The sequence below is a fragment of the Aliiruegeria lutimaris genome (genome assembly GCF_900099935.1).
GTDB classification, from domain to species: domain Bacteria; phylum Pseudomonadota; class Alphaproteobacteria; order Rhodobacterales; family Rhodobacteraceae; genus Tropicimonas; species Tropicimonas lutimaris.
Window position 1 is genome coordinate 50567 of sequence record NZ_FNEK01000019.1, and the last position, 16204, is coordinate 66770.

A 16204-nucleotide genomic window follows, 5' to 3' on the forward strand; every position below is an offset into this window, starting at 1 on the left:
ATCAATTTCCAAAATGTGAAAGCACCGGGTAGCCTCCTTGGCAAATGGGAGGAAAATCTGATGACCCAGCCTGAAAAGGCTCGGGGCGATGGCATCGCCGCCGCCGGCGCCTACCTGCCGTACCATTCCGCTCCCTCGCTGCCGGCATTCAAGGTGCCGAAGGGGGCGGTGGATGCGCATTGCCATGTTTTCGGACCGTCCTTGCGGTTCCCCTTCGCTGCCGAGCGCAAGTACACGCCTGTTGATGCGGCGGCCGAAACCCTCTTCGCCCTGCGCGACCATCTGGGCTTTTCCCGCAACGTGATCGTGCAGGCGACCTGCCATGGACGGGACAACAGCGCGATGCTGGATGCCATCGCGCGGTCCGGCGGCTCGGCGCGCGGGGTCGCGGTTATCGGAGAGGAGATCACCGACGCAGAGCTGGACGCCCTCCATGCGGGCGGGGTGCGCGGGGTGCGATTCAATTTCCTCAAGCGGTTGGTCGGAAACGCGCCAAAGGATGCCTACCAGCGGATTGCGGCCCGGCTGGCGGATCGTGGCTGGCACATTGTCGTCTATTTCGAAATGGCCGAACTGGACGAGCTTGCACCCTTCCTGCTGTCCCTTCCTGGCACCATCGTCATCGATCATATGGGTCGTCCGGAAGTGCACGACGGCATTGACAGCTCGGCCTTCCAAGGCTTCCTGCGGCTTCTGGACGACAATGAGCGGTTCTGGGTCAAGGCGACCTGCCCGGAGCGGCTGACACAGGCCGGGCCTCCCTATGACGACGTGATCCCCTTCGGCCGGACGCTCGTCTCGCGGTTCCCCGACCGGGTGCTCTGGGGCACCGACTGGCCGCATCCCAACATGCGCTCGCACATGCCCGACGATGGCAAGCTGGTCGACGTGATACCGCGCATCGCGCCCGACGACACATTGCAACGCAAGTTGCTGATCGATAACCCGATGCGGCTCTACTGGCCCGAAGAGGTGACCCGATGACAGAGGTCGCAACCAGCAAAACGCCCGTCCAATGGATCATTGCCGGGCTCGCCACGACGATGGTGCTGGCCTGCATCCTGTGGAATATCGAGGCGCATACGCGCCTTGGATTCGCCATCCTGCGCCAGCAATACATGGCGCTCCAGCTCGGTCTCGCGCTCACCATCGCTTTCCTGCAATACGGGCCGGACGGCAAGCCCAAGGCCCGCGTGGGCTGGCTCGACGGACTCATTGCCGCCACGGCCTTCATGGTTCTTCTTTACGCCGCGTGGGACTTCGCCTGGCTCCTGAAGGAGCAGGCCTACCGTCCATGGCAGATCACCCTGGTCGGTGCGGTTGTCACCGTGTCGGTGATGGAAGGTATCCGCCGCCGCGCTGGCTGGATGCTGTTCGCCATCGTGGCGGTCTTCCTTGTCTACGCGCTCTTCGCCGACAAGGTGCCCGGAAAGCTGATCGGCAAGGAACTGACCCCCGAACGCCTCGTGCAATATGTCGGTTTTGACCCTTCGGCGGTCTTCTCGTCGCCGCTTGCCGTCGGCACGATCATCGTGCTGCTCTTCGTCTTTTTCGGGCAGCTTCTATTTGCTGCCGGCGGCGGGGCCTTCCTGACCGATCTTGCCATGGCCATGACCGGCCGCTCGCGCGGCGGCAGCGCCAAGGTTGCTATCGTTGGCTCGGCGCTCTTCGGTTCGATCTCTGGCAGCGCCGTCTCCAACGTGGCCACGACCGGCGTTATCACCATCCCGCTGATGAAACGCGGCGGCTACACGGACGAGGATGCCGGCGGCATCGAGGCAGTGGCCTCCACCGGCGGCCAGCTGACCCCGCCGATCATGGGCGCGGCGGCCTTCCTGATGGCCGAGTTTCTCGAAATACCCTACGTCACGGTGGCGAGCGCCGCGCTGATCCCCGCCATCCTCTATTATCTCGGCGTTTTCCTTCAGGTGGACCTGATCGCGCAGCGCGATGGCATCCACAATGTCGAGGCCGAGAAGCTGCAAACAAGGCAGGTGCTGGCCGATGGCTGGCATTTCCTTCTGCCCTTCGCAATCCTGCTCTTCGCTCTGTTCGGGCTTCGTATGGATCCCGAGGATTCGGCCCTGCTTGCTTCCCTTGCCGTCATCGCGGCCGGTTTTCTGCGCGGCTACCGTGGTGACCGGCTGACGCTGGCGGGCTTTGGCGAGGTCTTCGTCAATACCGGCAAGTCCATGGTGGACCTGATCCTCGTCGTCGCCGCCGCGGGATTCGTGATCGGCGTACTGAACGTGACCGGGCTTGGCTTCGCGCTGACGCTGTTGCTGGTCGACTCCGTGGGGTCCAATATCGTGCTTTTGCTCGCGATCTCGGCTGTAATCTGCATCATCCTCGGCATGGGGATGCCGACCTCGGGCGTCTACGTGCTGCTGGCGGCCCTTGTCGCGCCCTCGCTGGTCGAGGCCGGCGTGCAGCCGATCGCGGCACATCTCTTCATCCTCTATTTCGGCATGATGTCGATGATCACTCCGCCAGTGGCCCTTGCCGCCTTCGCGGCGGCGGCGATCACCGGGGCCGGGGCGCTGGCCACCGGTGTGGCGGCCATGCGCATCGGCTGGGCCGCCTTCATCCTGCCCTTCGCTTTCGTCGCTACCCCGGCGCTGCTGCTGGAGGGCAGCCTCGCGGCGAGCCTGTTTGCCGCCGGGCTGACAGCCGTTGGCATCGCCGCCGTCACCGCGGGTATCGTGGGATACTGGGGCAGGAGGCTGAACGGCGTGCTGCGCCTGGGCGCTGTCGCGCTCGGCTTTCTGACATTGCCGCTGGGCTTTATCGGCTTGCCGGACGCGCTTCACGCCGTCGCCGGAGTTGTGACCGCGGCGCTTGGCGTCGCGCTGATCTACTTCACGTCCACGCCCGCCGACGCGCCCCTGAGGCAAAGCCGGCGGGCAGATTGAATACAAGTTTTCACCTAGGGAGGAAATCGTGAAACATCTCAGATCCATCGCGTGCGGCACTGTTGCCGCCATGGCCCTTGCCGCCGGAGCGGCCGAGGCTCAGGTCGTAACCATCGCAACCGGTGCCCAAGGGTCGGTCGCCTACAGCTCCGGGCAGGCCGTTGCCCGGGTGGCAAATGACGTCGGCATTACTGCGCGCACGCAGCCGCTGGTCGGTTACCTTCCGTTGATCAATTCAGGCGAAGTCGATTTCGGCTTCTCCAACGGTGTTGAGGCCGCTTTTGCCTATACCGGAACGGGCAACTATGACCGCGAGAACCCGAACATGCGCCTCGCAGGCGTGATGTTTCCGCTCACCACCGGCCTTATGGCCCCCTGTGATCTCGGCCTGAAGACTGCCGCCGATCTCGCGGCCAAGGCGTCCGAACTGCGGATCGCGTCGGAATACACCTCCTCGACGATCATCCCCTATTACATTCAGGGCGGGCTTGCGAATGCGGGCGTCAGCTATGACGACTTCCAGAAGGTCCCGGTGGCGAGTTTTGTTGACGGCATCAACGCGCTTGGAGACGGGCTGGTGGATGTCGCGCTCGTCAGCCTGAATGCGGGTGCCGGCCAGCAAGCGGCTGTCCAACTCAAGGGGCGGGGAGGGCTGTGCTACATCTCTCTGGACGACTCCGACGAAGGCGTTGCAGCCTTCAAGGGGCAGCTTGCCTCCGGCTGGCTGGTTCCGTTCAAGCAGAATCCGGACATAAACGGTCTCCAGGAGCACGGCGCCACCATCATGCGCATCCCGTGGGTGCTTCTGACCAATGCCGAGGTGGACGAGGAAACGGTCTATACGCTGGTCAAGAGCGTGGCCGAGGGCAAGGAGGCACTGACGGAGGCCTTTGGCCTGTTCCGGTTAGCCGACGCGCAGAAAATGGCGCCGGCAAGCGAAGTCCCCTATCACCCTGGCGCCCTGCGCTACTTCGAGGAAGCCGGCATTCCCGTCGGCGAATGATCTCACGGACACGCGCCGGGTTTTTCCGGCGCGTGTGACCTTAAAACAAGGGAATTCGGGCACATGATGACAGAGCTCAAGGCTTCGGACGGCCACGCACTCGACTGCTGGATGGAACCGGCGCAAGGCGACCGCAAGGGCGGTATCGTGATCCTGCAGGAGATCTTCGGCGTCACCGATCAACTCAAGGGTGTCGCCGCCCGTTACGCCGCGCTCGGCTACGATGTTGCAATCCCAGCTCTGTTCGACAGGTTCGAAAAGGGCGCGGTCATTCCCTTCAGCGAGGGACCCCGCGGACGCGACATGATGTTGGCCTCGGATCTCGAAACGACGATGAAGGACGTGGATGCCGCTGTTCAGGCGCTGAAGGCCAAAGGCGGCAAGGTCGGTGTGATCGGCTTCTGCTGGGGCGGCGGGCTGGCCATTCGTGCCGCCCAGATCCTCGATATCGCCGCAGCGGTCGCCTTTTACGGCACCCGGCTGCCCCAATACCAGATCGCCCCGCTCAGGGCGCCGGTTCAGGGCCATTATGGCCGCGAGGACAGCCATGTTCCCGCCGAGATGCTCGACGCCGCGCGCGCGTATTTCCCGGAAATGGAGGTGTTCACCTATGATGGCGCCGGCCATGCCTTTGCCAACGATGCCCGCCCCGCGGATTATGTGGAGCAAGCCGCCGAAACGGCACATGGGCGCGCGGCGGAGTTCCTGAACTCCCAACTGGCATCCTAGGCACGCCACCCAAGAGCGGACCGCCGAATTTCAGGGGGCAGAGCGGAGTCGGTTGAGCGGGGCGGCCGGCCCCGCGTGGCCAGGCTTCCGCGTTCAAATCTCTAAATTGGCCCGAAAACATCCGCGTGGCGGTGATGTTCCATGTTCACTTCCCGCGGTTGCTGCGGAACGTCGGGGACTTGTCACACGAGGGGAGCGAGCGATGCAGCGTTTCCGGTGGATCCGAAGTTTGAACAAGTTCTCGTCCATCCACGTCTTTGTCTTCAACCAATTCAAGTCTGAGCGAGGCCTTTCCTCCGGGTTCCGATGTGGGAAGGCCTCCCGCAGCGCGTCGACGGAATCCTTTTCCTCCTGCGAGCCAAAAGCATCCGCGCCGCCCATGCAACCCTGGACAGAAGGGTTGGTATTCGGGTCAGTCCGCCCGAATTCTCTGTTTGCCTATGGATCCCCTTGCTGACGTTGTACAAGTTCTTACGACTGCCTCGATGCCGCCGGCGGGCCTTATTCCGTGATTTCCGACCGCTTCCAATCGCCCCGGAAGAGGCGGCGGTGAAAGGCTGGGAATTTCAGAAACTCCTCCCAGAGAAGAAGCGATAGCACCCAGATGGCTGCGACGTCGAAATGGAGTACCGCCAGCGCTGTCGCCGGGACGCGAAACAGCCATTGCGCCCAGACGAAGATGTGCATCACGTAAATTGTGTCACCACTGGCCCTGAGCGTGTTTCCGCAAATTGCGTTGGATCCCTTCGGAAAGGGTAGGACAAGCAAGACGGGCAAGAAGCCAAACAGCACCGCGCGCGTCTGCGCGTTCAGGTCCGCGTAAAGCACGCTGGCAGACAGGCAGACCGCGAGATAGACGGTCGCCACGACGACTGCCGCAACGAAGGCCCCGCGCCATGCGCTGCCAAGGAACCGATCCAGCACCGCTTCGTTTTCGCCCCTACCGAGAAGTTGCGCGATGATGATGCCGGTCGCCTGAGCCCACTGCATGCCGATCGTGCCGCCCACCATGATCCAAGGCGCAATCAGGGTCATCGCGGCGAATTCGTTGAGGCTCAAACGGGCGTAGATCAACGTGCATACATGGGTCGCGAAGGTCGCGCTGAAAAACGTTGCTGCAATCGGCAGGGAAAAGGCCAGGTGCCGTTTCAGCGTTTCGATGAAGTTGGCCTGGCGCCAGCCGGGAACATGACGAAGCTTTCCGTCGAGCCTGTCGAGGCGGTAGATGAGAAAAGCAACCTGGACCGATATGGCAATGGCGCTTCCCATCGCCGCGCCGGTGACGCCGAAAGCGGGCAGCCCCAGATACCCATGGATGAGCACTATGCTGGTGACGACATTTATCGGAAGGGAAAGGAGGAAACTGTAGAGTGGAATCCTTGATTGCCCGCATCCGTTGAAATGACTCGACAGGCTCTGGCCGATGGCTTCCCCGATGATCACCATCGAGAAGACGGCGAGGTAGGACCGGGAAAGATCTGCAACCTCGGGCGATGGCGCAATCGTTTCAATCAAAGAACCACCGAATGCCGAGATTGCCAGAAGACCGATGAGCCCGACTGCGAGGCTTAGCGTTGTGCCGGCGGCGAGCACTGATTTCAGGAAGACCGGGTCGCCTGTGCCGAAAGCCTGTGCCGTGCGAATCTGCATCGCGTTGGAGAACGCCAGAATCGCTCCCAGGACGAACCCGGCGATGGCTGCCGCCAGGCCCATCGCAGCCAGCGCTGTCTCTCCAAGGGCAGAGACGAGATAGGCATCAATCACGACAGTGCCGTGCAGAATGATCGCCTTGAGCGTCATCGGCCATGCCAGTTTGAACACATTGCGGGCAGTCGGGCCTGTCACAGTCGATGTGGAAATCGTTGAATTGGACGAGGGCATGTGGACGGGGCGTTCCTAGGCGAGCCGAGGACTCGGCGCGCGCGCAAGATCGAAATACGCGGTGCATCACATCGCGTGTCGGGGGGGGCGGGAATGTTCTCGGGCTTCAGGCGCTCGGCGGCTCGAAGAAATGCGCGGCCGTCTGCGACAGGTGCTCGATCGTTTCGTCGAGTCGCGAGAGGTGGAGCATTCCCACTTCGACGGCACGTTCGGGATCGTTTCTCTTCACCGCATCCGCAATCTCTCGGTGATCCGCAACCAGTTCGGGCATCCGTTGCTCCTTTGAGAGGCCCAACATACACAAACGGTCTACCTTCGCTTTTTCGGTCATGATGACGTCAAATGCATATTCCACATTCGCGATCTGGCAGAGCGTCCTGTGGAACTCGTAGTCAAGCGCGCCGAAGCCATCCACGTCCTTATCCGCCATCGCTTTTTCCTGATCGGCCAGGGCGTTGTCGAGGAGGGCCGCACCACGTGCGTCGCAATTTTTGGCGGCGCGCCGAAGAACTTCGGTCTCGATCGCGGCGCGAACGAAACGTGCCTTTTCGATTTCCCGCGCGGAGAACCGTTTCACTTCGGTGGCTCGTTGTGGACGGATCATCAGAAGGTCAAGATTCGCGAGACGGCTGAAGGCATCGCGCACGGGTTGTCGCGAGACGCCAAACCGTGCCGCCATTTCGGCTTCGGAGATTTTTTCGCCGGGCATCAAGCGAAGTGACAGGATCTCTTCGTGGAGATAGTCGAAGATGTCGTCGACACGCGGGCGTCGCTCGTTGAGATCGGTTACCTGCTCCATTGATTGTTCTCCATCTTGTAGTCCTACAACTGTTTCGAGTTGCACGCGGGTGTCTTGCTCGCCCTGCAAGTCGGTGCGCGTGCGTTGCTTTTCTGTTTCGCACCGAACATAGCAATATACCGAGCGCCTGTTGGGAGAATTTCTCGATTGCTGCCAGCGCCGATCTGGTCGCGCTTCGATGGCTGGTTTGTCAAGCGACGTGGAGCCACCGCTGTTACGTAAACAGTCTGGAACTCCGTTTCCTGTCGGCTTGCTAATTCAAGCTTGCCATTCTCATGGCCCCGGCGACCGCGGTTCAACATCCTATTAACTGCCCTCGCACCGCATGCGCAGAAGCCAGCTGCAGGCGACGTAGCAATGGTCTGTCTGCGGGTGTTCGCGGCGAGATCCATTTCTTCCTTTGTTTCCATCTGTTTCCCGAGGTCGACTCAACCCTACAACGATTTAGACTAGTATACCAGTAAGATTACTAGTATCCCAGATTGTGAGCGAAGCGAATCAATTGCTCAGACCATTTCGCCGAGGGGAGTCGGCGCACAGAGGGGAGGAGCCATGTCCGGCGTTAGTCTCGAGGGCATCGTAAAAGCCTACGGCGCGACTCAGGTGGTCCATGGGATCAACCTTGAGGTTCAGGAGAAGGAATTCGTCGTTCTGGTCGGGCCGTCAGGCTGCGGAAAGTCGACTGTCCTGCGGATGATTGCGGGCCTTGAAGAAATTTCGGACGGCGACCTCACGATCGACGGGCGACATGTGAACCGCGTCGCACCCAAGGACCGTGACGTGGCCATGGTTTTCCAGAACTACGCGCTCTATCCGCACCTCAACGTCGCGGACAACATGGCTTTCGGGCTGCGCATCCGTAAGGAGAAAAAGGAAAAGATCGCCGAGTCCGTCGCCGAGGTGGGCGCCATTCTCGGCCTGACCGAGTATCTTGACCGCCGTCCGGCCGATCTGTCCGGCGGCCAGCGCCAGCGTGTCGCCATGGGGCGTGCCATCGTGCGCAGACCAAAGGTCTTCCTCTTTGACGAGCCGCTTTCGAACCTTGACGCCAAGCTGCGCACCCAGATGCGCGCAGAGATCAAGCGGTTGCACAAGCGGCTCGGCGTGACCTCGATCTACGTTACGCACGATCAAGTCGAGGCGATGACGCTCGCAGACCGGATCGTGGTCATGAACAGCGGCCGGATCGAGCAGATTGGCTCACCGATGGAGCTGTTCCTGAACCCCACAAACACTTTCGTCGCAGGGTTTCTCGGCTCGCCGCCGATGAACATGGTCAAGGCCCGCATCAAGGCCGGTGACAACGGGCCGATCGCAAGGTTCGGCGGCCAGTCCATTCCGTTGGCTCCTCTCGACACGCTTCGCAACAGCGAGGGGCGCGAGGTGATCCTTGGCATCCGCCCGGAATTCGTGACGGTTGTCGAAGACGCCATTCCCGGACGGGTCGAGGTCGAGCTTGATCTTGTCGAGACGCTTGGATCGGAGGCTTTGATCCACGCCAAGCTGTCGGGCGAGCCATTCGTCATCCGGACCGACACCGTGGGCCATCTCGGTGTCCTCGACGGGATCTCCGGGTTCACCGTCGAGCCCAACCTCGTCCGTGTCTTCGATGCTGAATCCGGGAGCGCACTTCCCGGTCAGGAGATCGCGAGATGACCAGCGATCCCAACCTCCACGGCAGCAAGACCGAGGAACTCATCGTCGAAGCCAGCGAGGCGCTGCGCAGCCGAAAACCAAGCCGGATGGTTCGCATCGGCGATCACCTGAAACGGGAATGGCAGATCTACCTGCTGCTGTTGCCGACCATCCTCTGGCTGCTGATATTTCTCTACAAACCCATGTACGGGCTCCAGATCGCGTTCAAGGACTACAGCGTTTTTCGCGGTGTGGCCGGAAGCGCATGGGTCGGGCTCGAACACTTCCAGACCCTTTTCAGCAACGACCAATTCCTGAGAGCGTTGCGAAACACCGTCATCATCAGCTTCTACGGCCTGATCTTCGGCTTTCCGATGCCGATCTTCCTGGCGCTGATGTTCAACGAGATCCTGCACCAGACTTTCAAGAAGACGTCTCAGACGATCATCTATCTGCCGCACTTCATCTCTTCGGTGATCATCGCCGGTATCGTTATCACCGCGTTCTCGCCGTCGGCCGGCATCGTAAACACCGTAATGGGCTGGTTCGGGATAGATCCGATCTACTTCCTGACCAAGCCGGAATGGTTCCGTCCAATCTTTGTCGGCACCGGCATATGGCAGGAGGCCGGCTTCCAGTCGATCGTCTACCTGGCCGCGATCGCCGGCGTCTCGCCCACGCTCTATGAGAGCGCGGTCGTGGACGGTGCCAGCCGGTGGCAGATGATGTGGAAGATCACCATCCCGTCGATCCTGCCGACCATCATCATCATGTTGATCATCCGTATCGGCAACATGCTGGAAGTCAGCTTCGAGATGATCATCCTTCTCTACCAGCCCGCGACCTACGAGACAGCGGACGTGGTGAACACCTTCATCTATCGCCAGGGCATCCAGGGCGGCCAGTACGACCTCGCCGCTGCAGCCGGCCTGTTCAACGCAGTTGTCGCCTTCGTCCTAGTCATGAGCGCCAACACGATTTCCAAGCGCTACTCGCGCACGTCGCTGTGGTGAGGAGGGCAAGACCATGAGCAACCTGAATCTCTATTCCCGCGGCGACAAGCTCTTCGTCATCGTGAACATGATTCTGATCGCGATGTTCACGATATCGGCGCTCTACCCGTTCATCTACATTGCGTCGCTGTCGATGAGCACCGGCTTCGAAGCCCGCGCCGGCAACGTGATCCTGACCCCGGTCGGGTTCACGCTGGAGGCCTACAAGCGGGTGCTGAGCGAGCCGATGTTCTGGATCTCGTACCGGAACACGTTCATCTACACGATCGGCGGCACGCTCACGAGCCTCGCATTCATCATCCCCGGTGCCTATGCGCTCTCGCGGCCGCAGCTCTGGGGGCGACGGTTCTGGAACCTGATGGTGGCTTTCACCATGTGGTTCCACGCTGGCATGATCCCGTTCTTCCTGAACATGCGCGATCTTGGCCTGCTCGACAGCTACATCGGCATCATCATCGGATTTGCCGTCAACGGCTTCAACCTCATCTTGTTGCGCAACTTCTTCGAGGGCATCCCCCAGAGTTTTGAAGAAGCCGCGCGGATGGATGGCGCGAACGAGTTCCAGGTGCTCTGGAAGGTTTTCGTGCCGCTTTCAAAGCCGGCCTTGGCAACGGTCGCACTGTTCTGCGTCGTGTCCCGCTGGAACGGCTTCTTCTGGGCCATGGTTCTGTTGCAGGACGAGAACAAGATCCCGCTGCAGGTCTACCTGCGCCACATCATCGTCGAGCTTTCGGACGACGAGGAATTCGCCAACACGCTGCTGACCTCGGCCTATTCCTTCGAGACCGTCAGCGCCGCCATCATCGTCTGCTCGATCATCCCGATCCTGCTCATCTACCCCTTCCTCCAGAAGTATTTCAGCAAGGGCATCCTGCTGGGTGGAGTGAAGGAATAACAACGTTCGCAACAGGAGGAGACCCATGCGAAAACTGTCACTGACACTTGCCATCCTGGGCACGACCGCCATGACGGCACCGGGCTTCGCCCAGGATCGCAGCGACCTGCGGATCGTCGACGAGCCGGTAGAGTTCACCATTCACATGCATTGGCCGCGCGCCCAAGGTTACGGCGTGGGCGGCGATGCGAGCAAGGTTTACCCGGTCGAGGAGGTCGCTCGCGAACTCACGGGTATTTCCCTAAAGGATGCCACGGCCGGCAAGAACTCGACGGACTCCAACGAGGCGATGAACCTGCTGATCGCCCAAGGTGACATGCCCGACATCGTTGGCGGCCACCTGATCCAGCAGCCGGTGAACGAATTCGGGCCGCAGGGCGCCTTCGTGCCGCTGAACGATCTGGTCAAGGAGCACGCGCCGCACATCCAGGCCTTCTGGGACAGCCATCCCGGCCTGCAGGAAGCGATCTCGGCCTATGACGGCAACTACTACTACATCCCCTATCTGCCTGACGGCAAATACGGCCGCGCCTGGTTCGTCCGCCAAGACTGGCTCGACAAGCTGGGGCTGGAACAGCCGCAGAACGTGGACGAACTCCACGACGCTCTTGTGGCCTTCCGGGACCAGGACCCGAACGGCAACGGGCTGAAGGACGAGATCCCCTATTTCGCCCGTCAGTGGGAGGAAGTGAACCGCCTTCTGACATTGTGGGATGCGCGGTCGTCGGGCTCCGACACCTATCACGACTTCTATGTCAACGACGACGGCAAGGTCGTGCACCCCTATGCCCAGGAAGCCTATCGCGTCGGCCTTTCCAACATTGCGCAATGGTATGCCGAGGGCCTGATCGATCCGGAAATCTATACCCGCGGATCGTCCTCGCGCGACTACCTGCTCGGTGAAAACCTCGGTGGCATGACCCATGACTGGTTCGCCTCCACCTCGGGTTACAATGCCGCGCTTTCCGACAAGGTCGACGGTTTCAACTTCATCCCGTTCCTGCCGCCGGCCTCGGTGTCGGGCGTGCGGATGGAAGAGCACCGTCGCATCCCGATCAAGCCCGACGGCTGGGCAATCAGCCATCAGGCGGAAGACCCGGTTAACGTCATCAAGTATTTCGATTTCTGGTTCACCGAGTACGGTCGCCTGCTGTCGAACTTTGGTGTCGAGGGCAAGACCTGGGACATGATCGACGGTGAGCCGGTCTACAAGCCCGAGGTGCTAAACAGCGACAGCCCGGTCAACAGCCAGATGTATCTGGAAGGCGCCCAGATTCAGCGCGGTTACTGGCAGGACTACCGCTACGAATGGCAGTGGACGTCGGAAGCCGCGCGCGAGGGTATTGAGCTCTACGACTCCGAAGACCTCCTGATCGACCAGTTCCTCGGCGTCGCGCTGAATGAAGCAGAGCAGAAGGTCTACGACAAGTACTGGCCTTCGCTGCGCACCTACATGCTGGAGCGTCAGCAGGCCTGGGTGCTCGGAACCGGCGACGTCACGGCGGACTGGGACGAGTACATCGCGACGCTCAACAAGATGGGCTACGAGGACGTCACTGAGGTCATGAATACGGCCTACGCGCGCCAATACGGCGGCTGAGGTCGTCTCCCGGTGCCGCCCGCTATGAGCATTGTCGGGCGGCACCACCAAATCCAGAAATAGCTCGTTATCCAAGGACGTACGTCGATGCCTTCGACCGCAATGAAAGAAGTCACCGCCTATCTCGACGAACCCACCGCCGGGCGTCTCAACATCCAGTATGCGCCCGGATCGGAGGACGTGCTGGTGGAAAACCCGCCCCGATTTACCTGGCTGCCAGTCGTCGAGGACGAAGCCCGCTACGTGCTGCGGTTGTCGACCGACCCCAGATATCCGGCGAAGGAAACACGGACCTTCGCCGACATCGCGCTCAATTTCTTCACCCCCGATACCGTGCTGGAACCAGGAACCTATCACTGGTCCTACGCCGTCTGGGATGCCGAGAAGGGCGCTCCGGCGACCGCCTGGAGCACCAGCCGCAGCTTCGAGCTCACCGCCGAACTGCCAGCGACACCGGTGCCGGGGCGCGCCGCGCGCTACAACGGAGTCGAGTTGGCCCATCCCCGCCTTTGGCTGGGTCCAAAGGAGCTTGCCACGTTCCGCGAGGCCGTGGCTGGCGATCCGGATCATTGCACCTGGTCCACCTTCTACGAGAACAGCGTCAAGCCCTGGATGGATCGCCCGGTGATGGACGAACCGGCAGGTTACCCGAACCACCAGCGCGTCGCCCCGATCTGGCGCCAGACCTATATCGACTGCCAGGAGCTTCTCTACGCCATCCGGCACCTTGCCATCGGCGGCCACGTCACCGGCGACAAGGCAATGCTGACGCGCGCCAAGGAATGGCTCCTGGCCGCTGCCGCCTGGGATCCCGCCGGAACGACCTCGCGAGCCTATACCGATGAATGGGCGTTCCGCGTCACCGACGCATTGGCCTGGGGTTATGACTGGCTGCACGGCGAGTTGAGCGAGGACGAGCGCGACACGGTGCGCGCGGCGCTGCTCATCCGCACCCGCGAGATCGCCGATCACATCATCAAGAACGCCAATATCCAGCTCTTTCCCTACGACAGCCATGCGGTCCGGGCGGTTTCGGCCGTGCTGATCCCGGCGAGCATCGCCCTGCTCGACGAGGAACCCGAAGCGCGCGAGTGGCTGGATTACTCGATCGAGTTCCTGTTCACCGTCTATTCGCCCTGGGGCGATCAGGACGGCGGCTGGGCCGAGGGGCCGCATTACTGGATGACCGGCATGGCCTACCTGATCGACGCCGCGAACCTGCTGAAGAACTTCACCGGGCTCAACCTCTACGAGCGCCCGTTCTTCCAGAAGACCGGCGACATGCCGCTCTATACCAAGGCGCCCGACACCCGCCGCGCCACCTTCGGCGACGACAGCACCATGGGCGACCTGCCGGCGGTCAAGATCGGCTACAACCTGCGCCAGTTCGGTGGTGTCACTGGCAATGGCGCCTATCAATGGTATTACGACGAGATCAAACGCACCAACCCCGGAACCGAAAAGGCGTTCTACAATTGGGGATGGTGGGACTTCCATTTCGACGAAATGGTTTATCGCCACGACTGGCCACTGATCGAAGCCGCGCCGCCCAGCGACGATGACACGCTGCGTTGGTTCAAGGGCATCGGCTGGGTCGCAATCCAGCACCGGATGGGCGACCCGAAAGAACACATCCAGTTCGTCTTCAAGTCGAGCCCCTTCGGTTCGATCAGCCACAGCCATGGCGACCAGAACGCCTTCTGCCTGGCCGCTTTCGGCGAGGACCTCGCGATCCAGTCGGGTCATTACGTCGCCTTCAACAGCACCATGCACCAGGGTTGGCGCAAGCAGACGCGCTCGAAGAACGCCATCCTGATCAATGGCAAGGGCCAGTACGCCGACCGCAACAAGGCGCTTCAGATGAAGTCGACCGGCAAGATCCTGGCGGCCGAACAGCGCGACGATCACATCTACTTTAAGGGCGATGCCACCGCGGCCTATGCGCTGCTGTCGCCGGAGGTCACTCTTGCAGAGCGCGAGGTCTACTTCTTCAACGACAGCTTCTTTGTCTTCGTCGACTCCATCGACGCCGACGCGCCGGTCGAGATTGACTGGCTGTTGCACGCCAACCAGCCGTTTCATCTTGGCCGCACCTCTTTCCGCAATACCGGCGAGAAAGCCGGGTTCTATGGCGAGGTTCTGTGGTCCGAAGGCGGCGCTCCGGTGCTCAGCCAGGAAACCGGTTTTCCCGGTGTCGACAAGAGCGAGATCGAGGGATTGCCCATCAGCACCTGCCTGACGGCCCGGTTCCCGAAAGCGACTCGCCACCGGATCGTGACGCTCCTGGTGCCTTATCCGAAGGCCGAACCGCGCCGGATATTCCACTTCATCGACGACCAGGGTTACGACGCCGATCTCTATTTCACCGACCCCGACGAGAACACTTTCAAAGTCGTGGTCAAGAAGCTGGCCGGAACAAGTATCTGAGCATTCGAGGAGCGAAACGCCCATGGAAATCAAGAACATCTTTCCCGCGGTCGAAGGCGAGATCGAAGACCTTGGCGGCGGCCTCAAGCGCCGGGTCTGCGCCTACAACAACAACCTGATGTGCGTTGAAGTACATTTCGAATCCGGAACAGTCGCGCCGGTGCACCACCACCCGCACGAGCAGATCACCTATGTCGTCTCCGGCAAATTCGAGTTCGAGATCGACGGTGTGAAGCGGATCCTGGGCCCGGGAGACTCGGCCTACAAGCAGCCGAACCTTCCCCACGGCGCCACCTGCCTCGAAGCCGGCATGCTGATCGACATGTTCACGCCGCACCGAGAAGACTTCCTCTGATCCAACGAAACATACACTGAACGAATGGAGTACTGGGCATGACCAAACCCGTCATCGGCTTTATCGGCCTCGGCCTCATGGGAGGCAACATGGTCGAGAACCTCCAGAAAAAGGGTTTCGAGTTGGTCGTGATGGACCTCAACAAGGATGCCGTTCAGGCGGTCCTTGAGCGTGGCAACGCCACAGAGGCCGAAACGCCCAGGGAACTGGCCGAGGAGAGCGACATCGTGATGCTCTGTCTTACAACCTCCGAGGTGGTTGAAAAGGTGGTCTACGGCGACAACGGCATCCTTGCCGGCATCAAGCAAGGCGCCGTGCTGATCGATTTTGGCACCTCCATCCCGGCCTCGACTCGCAAGATCGGCGCCGACCTCGCCGCGAAGGGTGCGGGCATGATCGACGCACCGCTCGGCCGCACACCGGCTCATGCCAAGGACGGGCTGCTCAACATCATGGCCGCTGGCGACAGGGAAACCTTCGACAAGGTCAAACCCGTTCTCGACGAGCAAGGCGAGAACGTCTTCTATCTCGGCGCGCTGGGCGCAGGTCATGTGACCAAGCTGATCAACAACTTCATGGGCATGACCACCGTTTGCACGATGAGCCAGGCTTTTGCGGTTGCCGATCGCGCGGGTGTCGATCGTCAGCAGCTGTTTGACATCATGTCCACCGGACCGTCGAATTCGCCGTTCATGCAGTTCTGCAAGAACTACGCCGTCGATGGCGTGAGTGATCTGAGCTTCTCGATCAACAATGCCAACAAGGATCTCGGTTACTTCCTGAAAATGGCAGAGGATCTGGGTACCCAGTCAGAGATAGCCCAAGGCACATCGCACAACCTCAAGGCCGCTGTCGAAGCCGGCATGGGGGACGGCAACGTTCCGGAAATATTCGACCTTTTCCTGAAGCTCGAAAAGGCAGGCTGAGTGATCGCAAAGCGCGCTCATTACGACAA

The 16204-nt window shown here is 61.1% G+C and carries 13 protein-coding genes; 11 read left to right on the forward strand and 2 right to left on the reverse strand.

Features of this window, described 5'->3' with window-relative positions:
- Nucleotides 1-60: 60 nt before the first annotated feature.
- From BLR85_RS10865 to BLR85_RS10880, 4 genes are all read left to right on the forward strand, one after another.
- Complete coding sequence (locus tag BLR85_RS10865; RefSeq protein ID WP_093155359.1) at nucleotides 61-984, forward strand: amidohydrolase family protein; 924 nt, start codon at nucleotides 61-63, stop codon at nucleotides 982-984.
- Nucleotides 981-2912, forward strand: coding sequence for a TRAP transporter permease (locus BLR85_RS10870; RefSeq protein WP_093155361.1), 1932 nt, complete (start codon nucleotides 981-983; stop codon nucleotides 2910-2912). The genes BLR85_RS10865 and BLR85_RS10870 overlap by 4 nt, the downstream gene beginning before the upstream one ends.
- 28 nt (nucleotides 2913-2940) lie before the next feature.
- Nucleotides 2941-3915, forward strand: coding sequence for a TAXI family TRAP transporter solute-binding subunit (locus tag BLR85_RS10875; protein WP_093155363.1), 975 nt, complete (start codon nucleotides 2941-2943; stop codon nucleotides 3913-3915).
- Between the two features lie 63 nt (nucleotides 3916-3978).
- Entirely contained in the window at nucleotides 3979-4644 is a 666-nt protein-coding gene (locus tag BLR85_RS10880) for a dienelactone hydrolase family protein (RefSeq protein WP_093155365.1), read from the forward strand.
- Nucleotides 4645-5145: 501 nt separating this feature from the next.
- Here the strand turns inward: BLR85_RS10880 and BLR85_RS10885 are convergent.
- Entirely contained in the window at nucleotides 5146-6525 is a 1380-nt protein-coding gene (locus BLR85_RS10885) for an MATE family efflux transporter (protein ID WP_093155368.1), read from the reverse strand.
- 106 nt (nucleotides 6526-6631) lie between these two features.
- Nucleotides 6632-7324 (reverse strand): GntR family transcriptional regulator, encoded by a 693-nt coding sequence (locus BLR85_RS10890; protein ID WP_093155371.1) that lies wholly within the window; start codon nucleotides 7322-7324, stop codon nucleotides 6632-6634.
- Nucleotides 7325-7876: 552 nt separating this feature from the next.
- Here BLR85_RS10890 and BLR85_RS10895 point away from each other — a divergent pair.
- The 7 genes from BLR85_RS10895 (at nucleotide 7877) to BLR85_RS10925 (ending at nucleotide 16175) form a co-directional block, all read left to right on the forward strand.
- Nucleotides 7877-8980 (forward strand): ABC transporter ATP-binding protein, encoded by a 1104-nt coding sequence (locus BLR85_RS10895; protein ID WP_093155374.1) that lies wholly within the window; start codon nucleotides 7877-7879, stop codon nucleotides 8978-8980.
- Nucleotides 8977-9972 (forward strand): ABC transporter permease, encoded by a 996-nt coding sequence (locus tag BLR85_RS10900; protein WP_093155377.1) that lies wholly within the window; start codon nucleotides 8977-8979, stop codon nucleotides 9970-9972. The genes BLR85_RS10895 and BLR85_RS10900 overlap by 4 nt, the downstream gene beginning before the upstream one ends.
- A 13-nt stretch (nucleotides 9973-9985) precedes the next feature.
- The gene (locus tag BLR85_RS10905; RefSeq protein WP_093155380.1) at nucleotides 9986-10867 is read left to right on the forward strand and encodes a carbohydrate ABC transporter permease; all 882 of its coding nucleotides are present in this window, start codon (nucleotides 9986-9988) and stop codon (nucleotides 10865-10867) included.
- 25 nt (nucleotides 10868-10892) lie between these two features.
- A complete protein-coding gene (locus tag BLR85_RS10910; RefSeq protein ID WP_170844535.1) occupies nucleotides 10893-12467 on the forward strand; it encodes a type 2 periplasmic-binding domain-containing protein in 1575 nt (524 codons plus the stop codon).
- Nucleotides 12468-12554: 87 nt separating this feature from the next.
- The gene (locus tag BLR85_RS10915; protein ID WP_212635066.1) at nucleotides 12555-14894 is read left to right on the forward strand and encodes a DUF4962 domain-containing protein; all 2340 of its coding nucleotides are present in this window, start codon (nucleotides 12555-12557) and stop codon (nucleotides 14892-14894) included.
- A 22-nt stretch (nucleotides 14895-14916) separates the two neighbouring features.
- Nucleotides 14917-15249, forward strand: a complete 333-nt coding sequence (locus BLR85_RS10920) for a cupin domain-containing protein (protein WP_093155383.1) — start codon at nucleotides 14917-14919, stop codon at nucleotides 15247-15249.
- Nucleotides 15250-15287: 38 nt separating this feature from the next.
- Entirely contained in the window at nucleotides 15288-16175 is an 888-nt protein-coding gene (locus BLR85_RS10925) for an NAD(P)-dependent oxidoreductase (protein WP_093155386.1), read from the forward strand.
- Nucleotides 16176-16204 lie beyond the last annotated feature (29 nt).